Annotated in this window: 14 protein-coding genes; 6 read left to right on the forward strand and 8 right to left on the reverse strand. The window is 71.5% G+C overall.

Annotated elements, in window-relative coordinates; genetic code table 11:
• Nucleotides 1–21 precede the first annotated feature (21 nt).
• The 8 genes from ACFVYA_RS36415 to ACFVYA_RS36450 form a co-directional block, all read right to left on the reverse strand.
• Nucleotides 22–2,133: a PQQ-dependent sugar dehydrogenase gene (locus tag ACFVYA_RS36415; RefSeq protein WP_387051556.1), complete on the reverse strand. Its 2,112-nt coding sequence runs from the start codon at nucleotides 2,131–2,133 to the stop codon at nucleotides 22–24.
• Nucleotides 2,134–2,329: 196 nt separating this feature from the next.
• Entirely contained in the window at nucleotides 2,330–2,506 is a 177-nt protein-coding gene (locus ACFVYA_RS36420; protein ID WP_387051558.1) for a hypothetical protein, read from the reverse strand.
• Between the two features lie 13 nt (nucleotides 2,507–2,519).
• The gene (locus ACFVYA_RS36425) at nucleotides 2,520–3,827 is read right to left on the reverse strand and encodes an alpha-glucosidase/alpha-galactosidase (RefSeq protein ID WP_387051559.1); all 1,308 of its coding nucleotides are present in this window, start codon (nucleotides 3,825–3,827) and stop codon (nucleotides 2,520–2,522) included.
• 27 nt (nucleotides 3,828–3,854) lie between these two features.
• Complete coding sequence (locus ACFVYA_RS36430; protein ID WP_387051560.1) at nucleotides 3,855–4,754, reverse strand: carbohydrate ABC transporter permease; 900 nt, start codon at nucleotides 4,752–4,754, stop codon at nucleotides 3,855–3,857.
• Entirely contained in the window at nucleotides 4,751–5,572 is an 822-nt protein-coding gene (locus ACFVYA_RS36435; RefSeq protein ID WP_387051562.1) for a carbohydrate ABC transporter permease, read from the reverse strand. Before ACFVYA_RS36435 ends, ACFVYA_RS36430 begins: the two co-directional genes overlap by 4 nt.
• A gap of 165 nt (nucleotides 5,573–5,737) precedes the next feature.
• Nucleotides 5,738–7,003 (reverse strand): ABC transporter substrate-binding protein, encoded by a 1,266-nt coding sequence (locus ACFVYA_RS36440; RefSeq protein ID WP_387051564.1) that lies wholly within the window; start codon nucleotides 7,001–7,003, stop codon nucleotides 5,738–5,740.
• A gap of 212 nt (nucleotides 7,004–7,215) precedes the next feature.
• On the reverse strand, nucleotides 7,216–8,031 hold the full coding sequence (locus ACFVYA_RS36445) for an endo alpha-1,4 polygalactosaminidase (RefSeq protein ID WP_387051566.1): 816 nt from the start codon (nucleotides 8,029–8,031) through the stop codon (nucleotides 7,216–7,218).
• Between the two features lie 90 nt (nucleotides 8,032–8,121).
• Entirely contained in the window at nucleotides 8,122–8,928 is an 807-nt protein-coding gene (locus ACFVYA_RS36450) for a DeoR/GlpR family DNA-binding transcription regulator (RefSeq protein WP_387051567.1), read from the reverse strand.
• A gap of 127 nt (nucleotides 8,929–9,055) precedes the next feature.
• On the opposite strand from ACFVYA_RS36450, the gene ACFVYA_RS36455 reads away from it, so the two are divergent.
• From ACFVYA_RS36455 to ACFVYA_RS36480, 6 genes are all read left to right on the forward strand, one after another.
• Complete coding sequence (locus ACFVYA_RS36455) at nucleotides 9,056–10,186, forward strand: SIS domain-containing protein (RefSeq protein WP_387051569.1); 1,131 nt, start codon at nucleotides 9,056–9,058, stop codon at nucleotides 10,184–10,186.
• Nucleotides 10,186–11,142 carry an N-acetylglucosamine kinase gene (locus ACFVYA_RS36460; protein WP_387051570.1) on the forward strand — a complete coding sequence of 319 codons (957 nt, stop codon included), beginning with the start codon at nucleotides 10,186–10,188 and terminating at the stop codon, nucleotides 11,140–11,142. Before ACFVYA_RS36455 ends, ACFVYA_RS36460 begins: the two co-directional genes overlap by 1 nt.
• 9 nt (nucleotides 11,143–11,151) lie before the next feature.
• Nucleotides 11,152–12,063 (forward strand): DMT family transporter, encoded by a 912-nt coding sequence (locus ACFVYA_RS36465; RefSeq protein WP_387051572.1) that lies wholly within the window; start codon nucleotides 11,152–11,154, stop codon nucleotides 12,061–12,063.
• Nucleotides 12,060–12,968, forward strand: coding sequence for a 1-phosphofructokinase family hexose kinase (locus ACFVYA_RS36470; protein ID WP_387051574.1), 909 nt, complete (start codon nucleotides 12,060–12,062; stop codon nucleotides 12,966–12,968). Before ACFVYA_RS36465 ends, ACFVYA_RS36470 begins: the two co-directional genes overlap by 4 nt.
• Complete coding sequence (locus ACFVYA_RS36475; RefSeq protein ID WP_387051576.1) at nucleotides 12,965–13,789, forward strand: class II fructose-bisphosphate aldolase; 825 nt, start codon at nucleotides 12,965–12,967, stop codon at nucleotides 13,787–13,789. Before ACFVYA_RS36470 ends, ACFVYA_RS36475 begins: the two co-directional genes overlap by 4 nt.
• 228 nt (nucleotides 13,790–14,017) lie before the next feature.
• Nucleotides 14,018–15,337, forward strand: coding sequence for a ricin-type beta-trefoil lectin domain protein (locus tag ACFVYA_RS36480; RefSeq protein ID WP_387051577.1), 1,320 nt, complete (start codon nucleotides 14,018–14,020; stop codon nucleotides 15,335–15,337).
• The last annotated feature ends 101 nt before the right edge of the window (nucleotides 15,338–15,438 follow it).

The following is a 15,438-nucleotide window of genomic DNA, read 5'->3' on the forward strand; positions in this document are numbered from 1 at the left end:
GTCCCGGCCCGCGGCCGCAGTTCACCGTCCGAGCTCGACCTTGAGGATGCTTTCGTTGCTGTTGTTCGGGATGCTGTCCTTGTCGCCGTAGTTGCTGGTGGTCAGCCACAAGCCGCCGTCGGCGGACGGCTCCACGGTGCGCAGCCGCCCGTACGTGCCGTTGAGGTACTGCTGGACGTCGGTCAGGCTGTCACCGGAGATTTCGGCCCGGTACAGCCGCGTTCCGCGCTCGCAGGCGATGTAGAGGCCGGTGCGGACCACGGCGATGCCGCTGCACGAACCCTCGGCGACGGGGTAGGTGTGCTTGGGTGCGATGAAGCCGGGTTCGCCGCAGCTGCCCGTGGTGCCCTCGCAGCGGGGCCAGCCGTAGTTGCCGCCGCGGACGATCAGGTTGGTCTCGTCCATGACGGAGTTGCCGAACTCCTGTTCCCAGAGCCGGCCCTGCGAGTCGAAGGCCAGGCCTTGCGGGTTGCGGTGGCCGTAGCTCCACACCGGGCTGCCGAAGGGGTTGTCCGAGGGCACGGTGCCGTCGCGGTTGATGCGCAGGACCTTGCCGGCGAGGATGGTGAGGTCCTGGGCCCAGTCGCCGTTCTGGCCGTCACCGGTCGAGATGTAGAGCTTGCCGTCGGGCCCGAAGCGCAGCCGGCCGCCGTTGTGGTACTTGTTGCGCGGGATGCCGGTGAGCAGCACCTGCGGGGTGCCGGTGAGCACGCCGCCGGTGTAGCGGACGCGCACCACCCGGTTGTCGGTCGAGCTGGTGTGCATGACGTACAGCCACGGGTCGCTCGCGAAGTCGGCGGCCACGGCGAGGCCGAGGACCCCGCCCTCACCGTCGGTTCCCGCCACGTTCGGCATCCGTCCGACGACGGTCTTCGTGCCGGTGGCGGGGTCGAGGCGGACGATCTCGAAGGTGTCGCGGCGGCTGTAGAGCACCTGTCCGTCGGGCAGGGTGGTCAGCCCCCATGGCAGGTCGGTTTCGGTGGTGACCCTGGTGACCGAGCACAGCGCCGTGGCGCAGGAGGCGCCGGTGGTGACCGCCACCGGTGCGCTCGGAGCCGAGCGGTTGGCCTGCGCGTCGCGCGCCCGCACCTGGTACTGGTAGCGGGTGTTCGCGGCCAGGCCGCTGTCGGTGAACGAAGTCGTGGCCGCGCCGCCGGCCGAGCCGGCCACGGTGCCGTCGCGGAGCACCTCGTAGCCCGTGACGCCGACGTTGTCGGTGGCCGGCGTCCAGCGCACGGTGACCGTGGTGCCCGAGGCGGTCGCCGTCACGCCGGTGGGGGTGGTCGGCGGTTCGGTGTCGGCCTGGCACTGCGGCACGCTGATGGGAACCGTGGGGCTGGCCTGCGAGACGTTGCCCGCGGCGTCGCGGGCGTTGACGTACAGGCCCCAGGCGGCCCCCGGTACGACGGTCAGCTCGGCCGACAGGGCCGTGCCCGGCACCGAGGTCATGAGCTGCCCGTCGTGGTAGACGTCGTAGAAGGCCACGCCGACGTCATCGGAGGACGCCGACCACGAGAACGTCACGCCGGTGCACGTCAGGTTCGCGGTGCGGGGGTTGGCCGGCGCGGTCGGTGGCGTCGTGTCGGCGTTCAGCTTGATCAGCTGCCACCGCTGGCTGGCGCCGCCGGAGTCGGGCAGCTGGACGACCCGCGCGCCGTCGGCGGTGGAGGAGCCCAGCACGTCCACGGCCTTGCCGCTGGCCCGGTTGAGCAGGCGCATGTCCCCGCCGGCGGAGTCGGCCAGCCGGAACTGCTGACCGGCGCGGCCGGCATCGGTGCCCTGCACCAGGCCGGCCCGGTCGGCGGTGGAGGGAAAACCCAGGACCATGGCGCTCTGCCGGGATTTGATGCGGTACCGGCCGCCGCCGGAGTCGACGAACTGCCACTGCTGCGAAGGGCGGTCGTCCCGGGTGCGCTGGGTGATCCTGGCGCCCTCGGAAGTGGCGCTTCCGGAGACGTCCAGGGCCTTGCCGCTGTTGCGGTTGACCAAAACGTACGAGGCGTCGGTGTCCACGGTGGCGGCCGACGCGACCGGTGCCGGAAGCACGACACCGACGCCCACCAGTACCACTGTGCAGACCGCCCGGAGGCCCGAGCGGGGGACCGTGCGCTTCCTTCCCGCGGTATCTCGCATGGTGTTCCTCTCTCACGGAATGCGAGGCAGCAGGCATTGAGCCCGCGGACTGGGAGCGCTCCCAGGTAACCGTAGCGTAAACTCTTGGCCGTCGACAAGACCGGTGAGCGGGTATCCAACCGACCGGCGTTTTTGGTTCAGTGCCTCGGGAAAATTTCACCGCCGCCCGGTTGCCGACCGCGAATCAGCGGCCGGGTCAGTCGCCCCACTCCTGCTCGAACGTGACCGTGACGGTGGGGGTGGAGGCCATGCTCCCGGCCGCGTCGGTCACCAGGCAGCGGAACACGGCGGCGCGGGGCGCTGCCCCGGCCGGTGTGCGGGAGCGGGACTCGGCGGCCAGGCGATTCCCCGCCTGCCGCCGGTCCCGGTTCACCGGAAGCCGCGGGTCAGCGGCCGAGGACCGCGCGCAGGGCGGGCTGGAGGCGGTCGCCGTGGGCGCGGACCAGGTCGTCGCACAGCTCGAAGATCCGCTCGACCGGCAGCGTGGCCGCCGTGGCGGGGTCGATCATCGCCGCGTGGCGGATGTGGTGCGGGTCGTCCTCGACGGCCGCGCGCACGACGAGGTCGTTGACGCTCAGGTACGTCCGGTTGAGCGCGGCCAGCTGCGGTGGCAGCGCGCCGATCCGGGTCGGCCGGATGCCGGTGCCGTCGGCCAGGCACGGCACCTCGACCACGCCGCCGGACGGCAGGTTTTCGATCAGGCCCCGGTTGACGACGTTGCCGTAGACGGTCCGCGGGGTGCCGGTGAGGACACTGTGGACGATCTGCGGCGCGTATTCGCCGGTGCCTTCGACGGGCAGCGGCTCGTCGGCCGCGATCGCCCGGCGGGTCCGCTCGTACTCGGCTTCGTTCTCCGCCACGATGCCCAGGTAGGCGCCGATCGGCAGGCGCAGGCGCTCGATCTCGGTGTCGTGCTTGAGGTACCAGGGCACGTACTCGGCGGAGTGCTCGCTGGTCTCCGTCGGGTAGTAGCCGAGCCGCCGCAGCATGTCGAACCGGACGCGCCGCCGCAGCTGCCCGTCGGACTCGGCCAGCTCCCGCAGCCGCGGGTAGAGGTCGGCGCCCGCGTGCTCGAACCGCAGCACCCAAGCCTGGTGGTTGACGCCGGCCGCGACGTAGGTGACCTCCTCGAACGGCACCCCGACGAGTTCGGCGAGCCCGTGCACGGTCCAGTACACCGAGTGGCACAGCCCGACGACCCGCGTCAGCCCGGTGGCCTCGCTCAGGTACTGGACGTTCATCGCCATCGGGTTCGTGTAGTTCAGCAGCCACGCCTCGGGGCAGACGTCGGCGATGTCCGCTCCGAGCTCCTTGAGGAAGGGGAACGTCCGCAGCGCGCGGAAGATCCCGCCGATGCCGAGCGTGTCGCCGATGGTCTGGCGCACGCCGTACCGCTCGGGGACCTCGAAGTCGGTGCGCGTCGCCGCGCCCATGCCGATTTGGACGATGTTGACGACGAAGTTCGCGCCCGACAAGGCTTCCCGGCGGTCCGCGTGCGCGGTGAGGACCGGCTTGACGCCCCGCACTTCGGCGATCCGCCGGGCCGCGGCCAGGGCGGTGGCCAGCCGGTCCGGGTCGATGTCGTGCAGGGCGACGTGCACGCCGGCCAGCTCCGGGTAGGCGAACAGGTCGGCGAGCAGGCCCTGGGTGAACACGACGCTGCCCGCGCCGACGAAGGTGATCTTGGTGGTCATCGAAAATCCGATCCGATTGGTGCGAAGTCAGCCCTTGAGGCCGCTGGAGGTGACCGACTGGATGAACGTCTTCTGCGCGCCGAGGAAGGCCAGCAGCACGGGCAGCACGGTGATGACGTTGCCCGCCATCACCGCGGCCCAGTTCGTGTGGTGCTGGCCCTGGAACGTCGTGAGCCCCAGCTGCAGCGTGTAGGTCGTGTCGTGGTTGACCGCGATCAGCGGCCAGGTCAGGTCGTTCCACGTGCTGAGGAACGTCAGCACGGCGACTGTGCTCAGCGCGGGCCGCGACAGTGGCAGCACGATGGTGAACAGCACGCGCAACCGCGAGCAGCCGTCGATCCACGCCGCCTCTTCGAGCTCCCGCGGCAGGGAGAGGAAGAACTGGCGCAGCAGGAACACCGCGAACGGCGTCACCAGCGACGGCACGATGAGCGCGCCGAGGGAGTCGATCAGGCCGAGCTCCTTCATCACCAGGAACGTCGGGATCATGGTGAGCTGGAAGGGGATCGCCATCGTCGCGACCATCAGGGCGAGCAGGGCCCGCGAGCCGGTGAACCGCATCCGCGCGAACGCGTACCCGCCCAGCGTGCCGAACAGCAGGTTCGACACCACGGTCACCGCCGAGACGATCAGCGAGTTCGAGAACCAGCGCAGGAAAAGCGCGTTCTCGAGGACATAGCGGTACCCGGAAAAGTCCACATGGGACGGCCAGAGCGCGGGCGGGAACCGGTTGATCTCGGCGTTGCTCATCACCGAGCTGAGCAGCAGCCACACCAACGGCGCCGCGAACAGCAGCGCCAGCGGCACGAGCAGCAGGTGCCAGGGGCTGAAGGGCAGCCGGGGCCGGCGCAGCACGGGCAGCGCGGCGCGGGTCGCGGGTACGTCGAGCCGGGCGGGCCGGGCCGGCTGTATCGGCTGTGTTTTCATCGGAGCGCCTTCCCGGGCCGGCGCAGCACGCGAACGGCGACCACGACCGCCAGCAGGGCCAGCGCCAGCACGTAGGCCGACGCCGCGCCGTAGCCGGCGGTGAAGTCCTTGAACGCCTGCTCCCAGACGAAGTAGACGATGACCGTGGTCGAGCCGAGCGGGCCGCCCTTGGTCGTCACGTAGACCAGGTCGAACACCTGCAGCGACGTGATCAGCTGCCACAGCACCAGGAACGCCGTCACCGGGGTGACCGCGGGCAGCGTCACGTGCCGGAGCACGCGCCACGTGCCGGCGCCGTCCAGCCGCGCGGCCTCGACCAGCGACGGCGGGACGTCCTGCAGCGCGGCCAGGTACACCACGACGCAGAACCCGGTGCCGCTCCACAGCGTGATGCCGACCAGCACCAGCAGCGCCTGCGCCGGGTCGGTCAGGAACCCCTGCGGCGACACGCCGAGGTGGTGCAGAGCCGAGTTGGCCGCGCCGAACTGCGGGTCGAGGATGAAGGAGAACAGCACGCCCTGGGCCGTCGCCGACAGCACGAACGGGACGAACACGAGCGTCCGGTAGACGCCGACCAGGCGGATGCGCCGGTTCAGCGCCTGCGCCAGCAGGAACCCGAACAGGATGCTGAGCGGAACGTATAACGCCGTGTACAGCACGGTGTTCCCCACGGCCTGGGCGAAGTGCGGGTCCTGGGCGAGCGCGGCGTAGTTGTCCAGGCCCACCCAACGGCTCGGGGTCACCAGGTCGTCGGCCTGGAAGGACAGCACGAGCGACCAGAGCACGGGCACCACGCCGAGGCCGAGGATGATGAGCACGGCGGGGGAGACGTAGGCCCACGCGGCCGCGGTTTCGCGGCGCCGCCGGTGTTGTACGGGGGTGACTGAGCTTTTCGGGGGTTCCGGGTGGCGGAGCCCCCGGCCCGAGGCGGAGCCTCGGCTTGGCACGGTGATGGGCCTCGGCAGTCCGGGCATGGCGGCTCCCTATCGCGGAATGATCAGGGCGGCGTTCGCGGCCGCGGCGCAGTCGCGCATGGCGTTGGCCGGGGTCGCCCGCCCGAGCAGCACGGCGACGATCGCGGTGCCGAGCGCCGCCGACACCTGGGGGTAGGCCGGGTGCACGGGCCGGACGCGGGCGTTCTCCAGCGCGTCGACGAAGACCGGCAGGCCCGGGGTCTCGGCCGTCTTCTCTTCCCAGGCGGGCAGTTGCTGCGTCCGGCGGCTCAGCGGGAGGCTGCCCGCGCCGTCGTCCCAGCGGACGTCCTGGGCCGGGTCCGCCAGCCAGGACAGGAAGGTGCGGGCCGCCGCCACGCGTTCTTCGCCGTTGTCGAACAGCGTCCAGGTGTCCGGGCCGGAGATGGTGACCGGACGGCGGCCGAAGCTCGGCAGCGGCACGACCGCGTAGTCGATCCCGGCGTCGGCGATGTCAGGCAGCTGCCAAGGACCGGTCGCGACCATCCCGATGTGACCGGCTTGGAACGCCTGGTACATCTGCTCGCTGCCGGTCTTCGGGTCGAGGTAGACCGCGTGCGCCCCGGCGAGGTCGCGGAGGACTTCGAGGGCACGGACGCCCTGGTCGGCGAACCCGATGCCGCGGCCGCCGGCGCCGATGACGTCGCCGCCGAGGTCCCACACCATCGGCCACAGCCGCCACACGGTGTCCTCGTCGCCGGTGGCGGGCCAGGCGGTGCCGAAGGTGCCGCTACCGGGGTCGGTGAGCTTTTTCGCGGTGGCGACGAAGTCGGCCCACGTCCAGCCCGCGGCGGGCAGCGGGATCCCGGCGCCGGCGAACAGCGCCTTGTTGCACACCACGGCCAGGGAGTCGAGCAGCGCCGGGACCGCGCGGACGCGGCCGTTGACGGTGACCGCTTCCCGGGCCGGGGCCCAGAAGCCGGGACCGGCGTCGACGAGGTCGGTGACGTCGACGACGCTGGGGCTGCGCGCCACGCTGGCGAGGTCCGAGCCGAAGACGTAGGCGATGTCCGGGAAGGACCCCGACGCGAGCGCCGCGGTGATCTTCTGGAGCATCGCGTCGGCGAGGACGCCGCCGCCCAGGTCGATCCGGATGCCGGGGTGGGACCGGTGGAAGTCCGCGACGAGGGTGTCGAGCACCTTCTTGCCGGTGTCGGTCTGGCCGTGCCAGATCTCGACCGTGACCGGGCCTCCGGTGGCCCGCGCCGGGCCGCAGCCGGCCAGCGCGGCACCGAGGGCCAGTCCGCCGGCGCCGCGCAGGAATCCGCGGCGGTCCATCAGCGGGTCTTGCCGGGGAACGGGAAAGACATCATCGAAAACTCCGGATGATGGTGGGCACGACCCCGCCTCGGACCACCAGCGGGTCCTGGCGACTCAGTCCGGGCTCGCGGGAGAACCGACATACCGGCTGGGCATACCTCTGACGCCGGGTGTTCGTTCCGACGTGGACAGCAGTAAAGCGAGCGTGATCGAACGTGTCAAGGTGCGTGTCAGCAGGTCTTGCGGACGTACCCGCTCGTTCCCTGGGGCACCACGTACAGGTCACGCCGGACGATGCTGATCTTGCTCTTCCACTCCGGGCAGCCCTTGCTCATGCCCGAAGCGGTGTACTCGACGTCGACCACGCGGTTGTTGAAGGGGCCGGCGTAGTCGGCGCACTCCTCGTATTCACCGCATTCTTCGGTGACGGCGAAGTCGAGGCCGTTGGCGACCCGGTTGCCGGCCAGCTCCGGGGTGTTCTTCTGGGCGATGGCGAGGTTCTTGCCGTGCGCGCGGGCGGACAGGAGCTTGATGTACTCCTGCGCGTGCGTGGTGGTGAGCAGGTTCTCGGACCGGCTGTAGCTGTCGTAGTTGTCCGGCTCGATCGCCTGGTACCCCTTCGAAGCGCACGTGTCGATCCAGCCGCCGACCTTGGCCGCCACCCGGCTGCGCTTGTCGGCGGTGCGCAGGTCGAGCAGGGTTTCCTGCCAGTCCGGGTCGACGACCTTGTTGCCGCTGGAATCGCGGAGCAGCAGGTCGCTCGGCCAGTCGCCGTCCTGGCCTTTCTGGGCCTGGAAAGCGTTGAGGTAGCAGATGTTGTACTTGCCGCTCGCCGGGGCCGCGGAGACGTCGCGGCTGACGATCTGGACCCCGGCCGGCGGGGTGTAGGCGCCGCCGATCTGGTAGTCGAACCCGGCGGCCTGCGGGGGCAGGGTGACCGCGGCCGAGGCCGGTGTGGCGACCGCGGTGAGCGTGCCGACGGCCAGCGCGCCTGCCGCGGTGAAAGAAGCGAATCGCTTGCCGTGGACGGGGAGAGAACGCTTCATCCGGACTCCATCATCGTCGGGGCTGTTGTCGGCGAAAGGTAGGCAGGACGACCACCGCGGTCAACGAAACGCGCATTCGCGATGAGCGTTTCAGCGGTCCTGGGCGGAGCCGACCTCGACCACGGTGACCCGGACCCCGGCCCGGCGGATCGCCGCGACCGCGCCGGGCGCGGCGGAGGCGTCGGTGATGACCTCGTGCACGTCCTGGATGTCACCCATGCGGGCGAGGGTGGTGCGCCCGAGCTTGCTGCCGTCGGCCAGCACGACCACCCGCTGGGCGCGGCCGAGCATGGCGCGGTTGGTCCGGGCCTCGTTCTCGTCGTGCGTGGTGATGCCCGCCGTCGCGTCGATGCCGTCCACGCCGACGAACGCCGTGCCGACGCTGATCGAGGCCAGCACGTGCTCGGCCCAGGGGCCGACCAGCTCGTAGGACTGGGGCCGGGCGACCCCGCCGACGACGACCAGCTTCAGCCGCGGGTGCAGGGCGAGGTCCATCGCGATGTTCAACGCGTTCGTGACCACCGTCAGGTCCGCCCGGCCGGGCAGTTCCCTGGCGAGTTCGCTCGTGGTGGAGCCGCCGGTCAGGGCGATCACGTGCGGCCCGGTCGGCAGCGTGCGGATCGCCGCGTGCACGATGGCGCGTTTGGCGTCCCGGGAGCGGTTTTCCCGGTAGGGCGGCGGCACCTCGTGCGTGCGCCCCCGGGGCCGCGCGCCGCCGTGGGTGCGGGTCAGCAGCCGCTGTTCCTCCAGTTTGGCCAGATCGCGCCGCAGCGTGGCGGAGGAGACGCCGAACCGGGTGGACAGCTCGCCCACGTGCAACGAGCCGGTGTCCGCGAGCACCCGCAACATCTCCGAGAGCCGTTCGGCCCGGGTGGTGCTCCTCTTCCGCGTGGCCATGGGCCGAGCCTACGACAGCCGGCGAAACGCTCAATCCGAATGCGCATTTGGACACCGAACCTTGCCCCTGGCACGGGCAGCGGATGAGTCTCCGGGAGTACGTCGCGGAAATCGGAGGCAGCAACCTATGCACAGCAGCGGGCGGTGGTCCGGCGACAGCCGGACCGCGCGGGAGATCGGGCAGCAGCCCGCCACCTGGCTCCGGGTGGCGGAGGCCGTGCGGCGGGCCCGACCGGAAATCGAGAAGCTGATCGGGCTCCCCGGACGGCGGATCGTGCTCACCGGTGCGGGTACGTCGGCGTTCATCGGCGAGGTCGTGGCCCGCGATCTCGCGCGGCACCTCGGCCGTCCGGTCGAGGCGATCGCGACGACGGAGATCGTCGCCGATCCGCTCGCCGTGGTCGTGGACGACCGACCGATCGTGCTGGTGTCCTTCGCGCGCAGTGGCAACAGTCCCGAGTCCGTCGCGGCGGCGGACCTGCTGCACCGGCTGACGCCCGGGCTGCGGCACCTGGTGATCACCTGCGACCCGGGCGGACAGCTGGCGCGGCGGTGGTCCGGTGCCGGGAACGCCGTCGTGGTGGCCCTGCCGGACGAGGTCAACGACCGCGGATTCGCGATGACTTCGTCGTTCACCGGGATGGCGCTGGCGGCCCTGCTCGCCTTCGGCGTGGACGTCGACGTCGAGGCGCTGGCGCGCGCCGGGACGGCGGTGCTGGACGGTGCCGCGGACCACGCGCCGTCGATTTCCGGCGCCAAGCCGTCCCGGCTGGTGTTCCTCGGCTCCGGGCCGCTTCGCGGGCTGGCCCGGGAGGCCGCGCTCAAGTGCCTCGAGCTGACCCGGGGTGAGGTGGTCGGCATCGCCGATTCCGCGCTGGGCTTCCGGCACGGACCGAAGTCGGTGCTCGACGAGCGCACCATCGCCGTGGTCTTCCGCTCCACCGATCCGCACGCGCGGCGGTACGACGGGGACATCGCGCGCGAGCTGGTGCAGTCCCTCGGCGAGGAGCGGGTGGTCGTGGTGGGCGGGGACGACGCAGAAGAGTTCGGCGGCGCCCGGGTCTGGCCCGTGCCCTCGCCCCCCGGCATCCCCCTTGCCGCTTACGCGTTGCTGGCCGTGATCGCGGCGCAGACCACGGCGCTCGCGTGCTCGGTCGCGCTGGGCGTCACCCCGGACAACCCCTTCCCCGAAGGGGAGGTGAACCGCGTCGTGCAGGGCGTGGTCATCCACGACTTCGATCCCGCGGAGGTGAGCTGATGTTCCTCGGTGTCGACGGTGGGGGGACGAAGACGGCGTTCTGCCTGGTCGATCTCGACGGCCGGGTCGTCGCGGAGGCCAGGACCGCGAGCGTGTACTACCTGAGCGAAGGCCTGCAGATCGTGGAACCCCTGTTGCGCCAGGGGATCGGCGAAGTGTGCGAGGCCGGGGGCATTGCGGTCCCGGACATCACGTACGCCTTCTTCGGCCTGCCCGCCTACGGGGAGATCAGTGCCGACGTGCCGGTGCTCGACGCGGTCCCCGCCGGGATCCTCGGTTCGGGGAACTACCGCTGCGGCAACGACATGATCTGCGGCTGGGCCGGGTCGCTGGGGGCGATCGACGGCATCAACGTCGTCGCCGGCACCGGCTCGATCGCCTACGGCGAGCACGACGGCCGGCAGTGGCGCGGTGGTGGCTGGAGCGAGCTCTTCGGTGACGAAGGCTCCGGCTACTGGGTCGCGATCCAGGGCCTGAACGCGTTCAGCCGCATGGTCGACGGGCGGCTGCCCGCCGGTCCGCTGGTCGGGGAAATGCGCCAGGCGCTCGGCCTCGCCGCCGATTTCGACGCGATCGACGTCGTCGTGAACCAGTGGCACGGCGACCGGGGCAAGGTCGCGAAGCTGAGCATGGTCGTGGCCGAGGCGGCGGAGGCCGGCGACGCGGTCGCGACCGGAATCCTCCGGGAGGCGGGGCGTGAGCTCGCGCTGCTCGTGGACGTCGGTCGTGAAGCTCTCGAATTCGGTGCCGCACAACGGGTTCCGGTGTCTTACTCCGGCGGCATGTTCGGGTCGGCGCACGTGCTGTCGTCGTTCCGCGATGCGCTGTCCCTCGAGTACGACCTCCGTGCGCCCCTGCTGGAACCGCACATCGGTGCCGCGCTCTACGCGGCGCGCCTGCACGGACACCCGTTGCGGGCCGGGCAAGTCCACCCGGCCGCGTCCCTGCCTCGCTGAGGAGCCGACATGTCGTTCACCCGCGCGAACAGCTGGATCCCGTACGCGGGACTGCTGGTGGTGTTCTGGGGGGTGTGGGGGGCCTTTTCCAGCCTGCCCACCAAGCTCTACGCCTACCCCGACCCGATGGTCTACGTGGTCTGGGCGCTGACCATGCTCGTGCCCGCGTGGTTCTCGCTGCGCGGCAAGAAGTTCGACCGCGGCCGTGTCGCCGCCGGGTACGGGCTGCTGATCGGGCTCACCGGGGCGGGCGGCCAGCTGCTGCTGTTCAAGGCCCTCACCAGCGGACCGGCGTACGTGATCTTCCCGATCGTCGCGCTTTCGCCCGCGGTCACGGTGCTGCTGGCGTTCGCCGCGTTGCGGGAACGGCTCGGCGGGTGGTCGTGGGCCGGTGTGGTGCTCGCGCTGGTCGCCGTCGTCCTGTTCTCCGTCTCCACGGGGGACGGCGGGGACAGCGGGTGGCTCTACCTGGTGCTGGCCGCCGGAGTCTGCGTGGCGTGGGGTGTCCAGGCGTTCTTCATGCGCAAGGCCGCGCTCGCCGGAGTGGACGACGCGTCGACGTTCGGCTGGATGACGATCAGCGGGCTGCTGCTGATCCCGGTCGCCGTGCTGATGATGGGCGGGCTCCCGCTGGGGTTCCCGTGGCAGGCGCCCGCGCTCACCGCCGGGACCCAGCTGCTCAACGCGGTCGGCGCGCTGTTCCTCGTGATGGCGATGAGCCGGGGCAAGGCGTCGATCGTGGCGCCGGTGACCAACGCGCTGGCCCCCGTGCTGACGATCGTCCTGTCGCTGCTGTTCTTCGGCGCCGCGCCGACCGGGTTCCAGATCGCGGGCATCGTGCTGGCCCTCGCCGGTTCGACCCTGATGGTGTACCGCGCGGAAAAGTCCACGGAGCTGGTCCCCGGCAGCGCGGTGTCATGACGCCGCGGATCGTCACGGTCACCCTCAATCCCGCCATCGACGTGACCTACCGGGTGGACGCGCTGCGCGTGGGGGAGACCGTGCGGGTGCCGGACGTCCGGGCCCGCGCCGGCGGCAAGGGCGTCAACGTCGCGGCGGTGGTCCGCGAACTGGGGGGCGAGAGCCTGGTGCTGGCGCTCACCACGACCCGGGCACCCGACGAGTTCCGGATCGGGCTGGACGAGTTGCGCCTCGCGCACCGGCTGGTCCGGGCGCTGCCCGCGGTGCGCCGGACCGTGGCGGTGGTGACGCCCGCCGACGGGACGACGATGCTGCAGGAGAACGGCTTTCCGGCCGGGGAGGCCGCGGAAGCGGGCATCGTCGCCGCGCTTCGCGCCGAGCTCGCGGCCGGGGCGGGAGCCGTCGTGATCTCCGGCAGCGTGCCCGCCGGGCTGGCCGCCGACGTTCCCGCGAAGCTTGCTCGGCTGTGCGTCCGGCACGACGTGCCGGTCATCGCCGACGTCTCCGGTGCCGCCCTCCGCGAGGCCGCTGGCAGTGGAGCCGTGCTCATGCCGAACGAAGACGAGCTGGCGGACCTGGCCGGGTCCGGTCAGGACCTGGTGACCGCGGGAGCCCCGGCGGTGGTCGCCACCTTGGGCCCCGAAGGCGCGATGGCCGTGACTGCCGGGGGCGCTTGGCGCGCCCGGCCCGCCGAAGTCGTCACCGGCAACCCGGCCGGTGCCGGAGACGCCGGAGCCGCGGCGCTGGCCATGCACCTGACAGCGTCCGAAGTGGACTGGCCGGTCGCGCTGGCGGACGTGGTCGCGACGTCGGCCGCCGCGGTGCTGCGGCCGGTCGCCGGCGAGATCGACGTCGCGGCCAGGGAAAAGTGGATTCGTGCCGTGAAAGTGGAGAGGATGCGATGAACTGGGCCGCCTTGCTGGACGACCTGCGAACGCAGCGGCGCGCGATCGGGGCGTTCAACGCGATCCTGATCGAGCACGCGGAAGCCGTCGTGGCCGGCGCGGAGCGCAGCGGCCTCCCGGTGATCCTGCAGATCTCGCAGAACGCCGTCCGCTACCATGGTTCGCTCGCGCCGTTCGCGCTCGCCTGCCTGCGGCTGGCCGGGACCGCGACGGTGCCGGTCCTGGTCCACCTCGACCACATCGAGGACGAGGAGCTGATCCGCGAGGGGCTCGACCTGGGCATCACGTCCGTCATGTTCGACGCCGCCGCGCTGCCCTACGCCGAGAACGTGGCCAGGACGAAAGCCGTCGCCGAACGCTGCCACGCGGCGGGCTGCCGGGTCGAGGCGGAGCTCGGCGAGATCGGCGGCAAGGACGGCGCCCACGCCCCCGGCGTGCGCACGGACCCGGCCGAGGCCCGGGAGTTCGTCACCGCGACCGGCGTGGACTCCCTCGCCGTGGCCGTCGGCTCGTCGCACGCCATGGCCGACCGCAGCGCGGTGCTGGACGAAGAGCTGATCACCGCGCTCGCGCGGAGCGTTCCGGTGCCGCTGGTGCTGCACGGTTCCTCGGGCGTTCCCGACGAGGGACTGCGCGGGGCGGTGGCGAGCGGCATCGTCAAGGTCAACATCGGAACGCGGCTGAACCAGGTGCTCACCGAAGCCGTGCGTTCGACGCTCGGGACGCACACGGCCCTCACCGACCCCCGCCGCTACCTGGCCCCCGCCCGCGACGCGGTCCGCGACGAGGTGGCGCGGCTGCTCACCCTGCTCGCGAAATGAGCCCGGCACCGGGAACCCGCGACAGCGGGGAATTCCGGCTCGCCGATGAAATTTTCCCGCCGTGGCCGGGTGATCACGCGACGGCGAACGGCTCGAAACGATCGGGTGACCAGCGGCGATCCGATGGCGTGCGGGAGGGAGGTGGTGCCACCGGTGCGCGGTCGTTTGAAGTTGCGGAGCCGTCTTGTCACCCTGAGGCGGACTTTTCCCTCGGCCCTGGAGGCGAGCATGCGACGAGTCGCGACGACGGCCCGGGCGACCAGGCTCATCGTGACCATCCTGGCCGCGATGACCACGGTGGCCGCGCTCGCGGCGGGGCCAGCCCTCGCCCGGCCGCGGGACAGCACGCCGGGCAATCCGTACCAGCGAGGCCCCGATCCGACGGTGGCGATGATCGAATCGAGTACCGGTCCGTTCGCGACGGCGTCGGCGAGCGTGCCGGCGGGTCACGGGTTCAACGGTGGACGGGTGTACTACCCGACCGACACCAGCCTGGGTACCTGGGGTGCGCTGGCGATCGTGCCCGGCTATTCCGCGTTGTTCGCCGACGAGGAAGCGTGGATGGGGCCGTGGCTGTCCTCGTTCGGGTTCGTGGTGATCGGCGTGGAGACCAGCACCCGCACCGACAGCGCCGACGCCCGCGGCACCGAGCTGCTGGCCGCGTTGGACTACCTGACGACGCAGAGCCCGGTGCGCGACCGGGTCGACCCGGACCGGCTGGCCGTGCTCGGCCATTCCGCGGGCGGGGCCGGGGCGTTGCTCGCGGCGGAACGCCGGCCCGCGCTCAAGGCCGCGATCGGGCTCGCGCCCGGCTCACCGGTGGGCAACTTGTCGCTGGCCACGGACCGGGTGCCGACGATGGTGCTCGGTGGGCAGAACGACTCCGTGGTCACGCCGTCCTACCTCAGCGGTCTTTACGCCACCATGCCCGCCTCGACGCAGAGCGTTTTCGCCCAGATCGCCGGCGCCGACCACGTCTACTACACCCATCCCAACAACGTCGAGATGAAACTGCTGATCCCGTGGCTGAAAACCTTCCTGGACAGTGACACCCGGTACCCGCCCTTCCTGTGCCCGGCGCCCCCCGATCCCCGATCCATCTCGATCTACACGCCCAAGTGCCCGTACGTGCCCGGCAGCACACCACCGGGAGACGGGAACACCGGCCCGTTGCACGCGGTGGGCGCGGCCAAGTGCCTCGCCGCGCCTTCGTCCGGCGCGCCGGGCACGCAGGTGACCATCGGCGTGTGCGACGGCCGGGCCGGGCAGGCTTGGACGCGGACCGCCGCCGCCCAGCTGACCGTCACACCGGCCGGCACGCCGCTGTGCCTGGACGCCAGCGGCCAGGGCACCACGCCGGGGACCAAGGTGATCGTCTGGTCCTGCAACGGCCAGGCCAACCAGCAGTGGAACGTCAACGCCGACGGCACCGTCACCGCCCGGTCCGGGCTGTGCCTGGACGTGACCGGTGCTTCCACCGCCGACGGCGCCCTGGTCGAACTGTGGTCCTGCAACGGCGGCAGCAACCAGCGGTGGAGTCTCGGCTGACACCGGCCACCAGACACTCCGGGCGTTGTTCCGGGCGTGCCGCAGGTGCTATACCGGCAGCAGCCCGGTGTCGCGACGACGCGATGCCACGAACGACCGGA

Origin of the sequence: Amycolatopsis sp. NPDC058278, from assembly GCF_042881395.1 — a bacterium.
Lineage (GTDB): Bacteria > Actinomycetota > Actinomycetes > Mycobacteriales > Pseudonocardiaceae > Amycolatopsis.

Excerpts from the sequence above, each read along its gene's own strand:
- ACFVYA_RS36415 (WP_387051556.1), bottom strand. The coding sequence starts at position 2,133 with ATGCGAGATACCGCGGGAAGGAAGCGCACGGTCCCCCGCTCGGGCCTC.
- ACFVYA_RS36425 (WP_387051559.1), bottom strand. The coding sequence starts at position 3,827 with ATGACCACCAAGATCACCTTCGTCGGCGCGGGCAGCGTCGTGTTCACC.
- ACFVYA_RS36430 (WP_387051560.1), bottom strand. The coding sequence starts at position 4,754 with ATGAAAACACAGCCGATACAGCCGGCCCGGCCCGCCCGGCTCGACGTA.
- ACFVYA_RS36440 (WP_387051564.1), bottom strand. The coding sequence starts at position 7,003 with ATGGACCGCCGCGGATTCCTGCGCGGCGCCGGCGGACTGGCCCTCGGT.
- ACFVYA_RS36445 (WP_387051566.1), bottom strand. The coding sequence starts at position 8,031 with ATGAAGCGTTCTCTCCCCGTCCACGGCAAGCGATTCGCTTCTTTCACC.
- ACFVYA_RS36450 (WP_387051567.1), bottom strand. The coding sequence starts at position 8,928 with ATGGCCACGCGGAAGAGGAGCACCACCCGGGCCGAACGGCTCTCGGAG.
- ACFVYA_RS36455 (WP_387051569.1), top strand. The coding sequence starts at position 9,056 with ATGCACAGCAGCGGGCGGTGGTCCGGCGACAGCCGGACCGCGCGGGAG.
- ACFVYA_RS36460 (WP_387051570.1), top strand. The coding sequence starts at position 10,186 with ATGTTCCTCGGTGTCGACGGTGGGGGGACGAAGACGGCGTTCTGCCTG.
- ACFVYA_RS36465 (WP_387051572.1), top strand. The coding sequence starts at position 11,152 with ATGTCGTTCACCCGCGCGAACAGCTGGATCCCGTACGCGGGACTGCTG.
- ACFVYA_RS36470 (WP_387051574.1), top strand. The coding sequence starts at position 12,060 with ATGACGCCGCGGATCGTCACGGTCACCCTCAATCCCGCCATCGACGTG.
- ACFVYA_RS36475 (WP_387051576.1), top strand. The coding sequence starts at position 12,965 with ATGAACTGGGCCGCCTTGCTGGACGACCTGCGAACGCAGCGGCGCGCG.
- ACFVYA_RS36480 (WP_387051577.1), top strand. The coding sequence starts at position 14,018 with ATGCGACGAGTCGCGACGACGGCCCGGGCGACCAGGCTCATCGTGACC.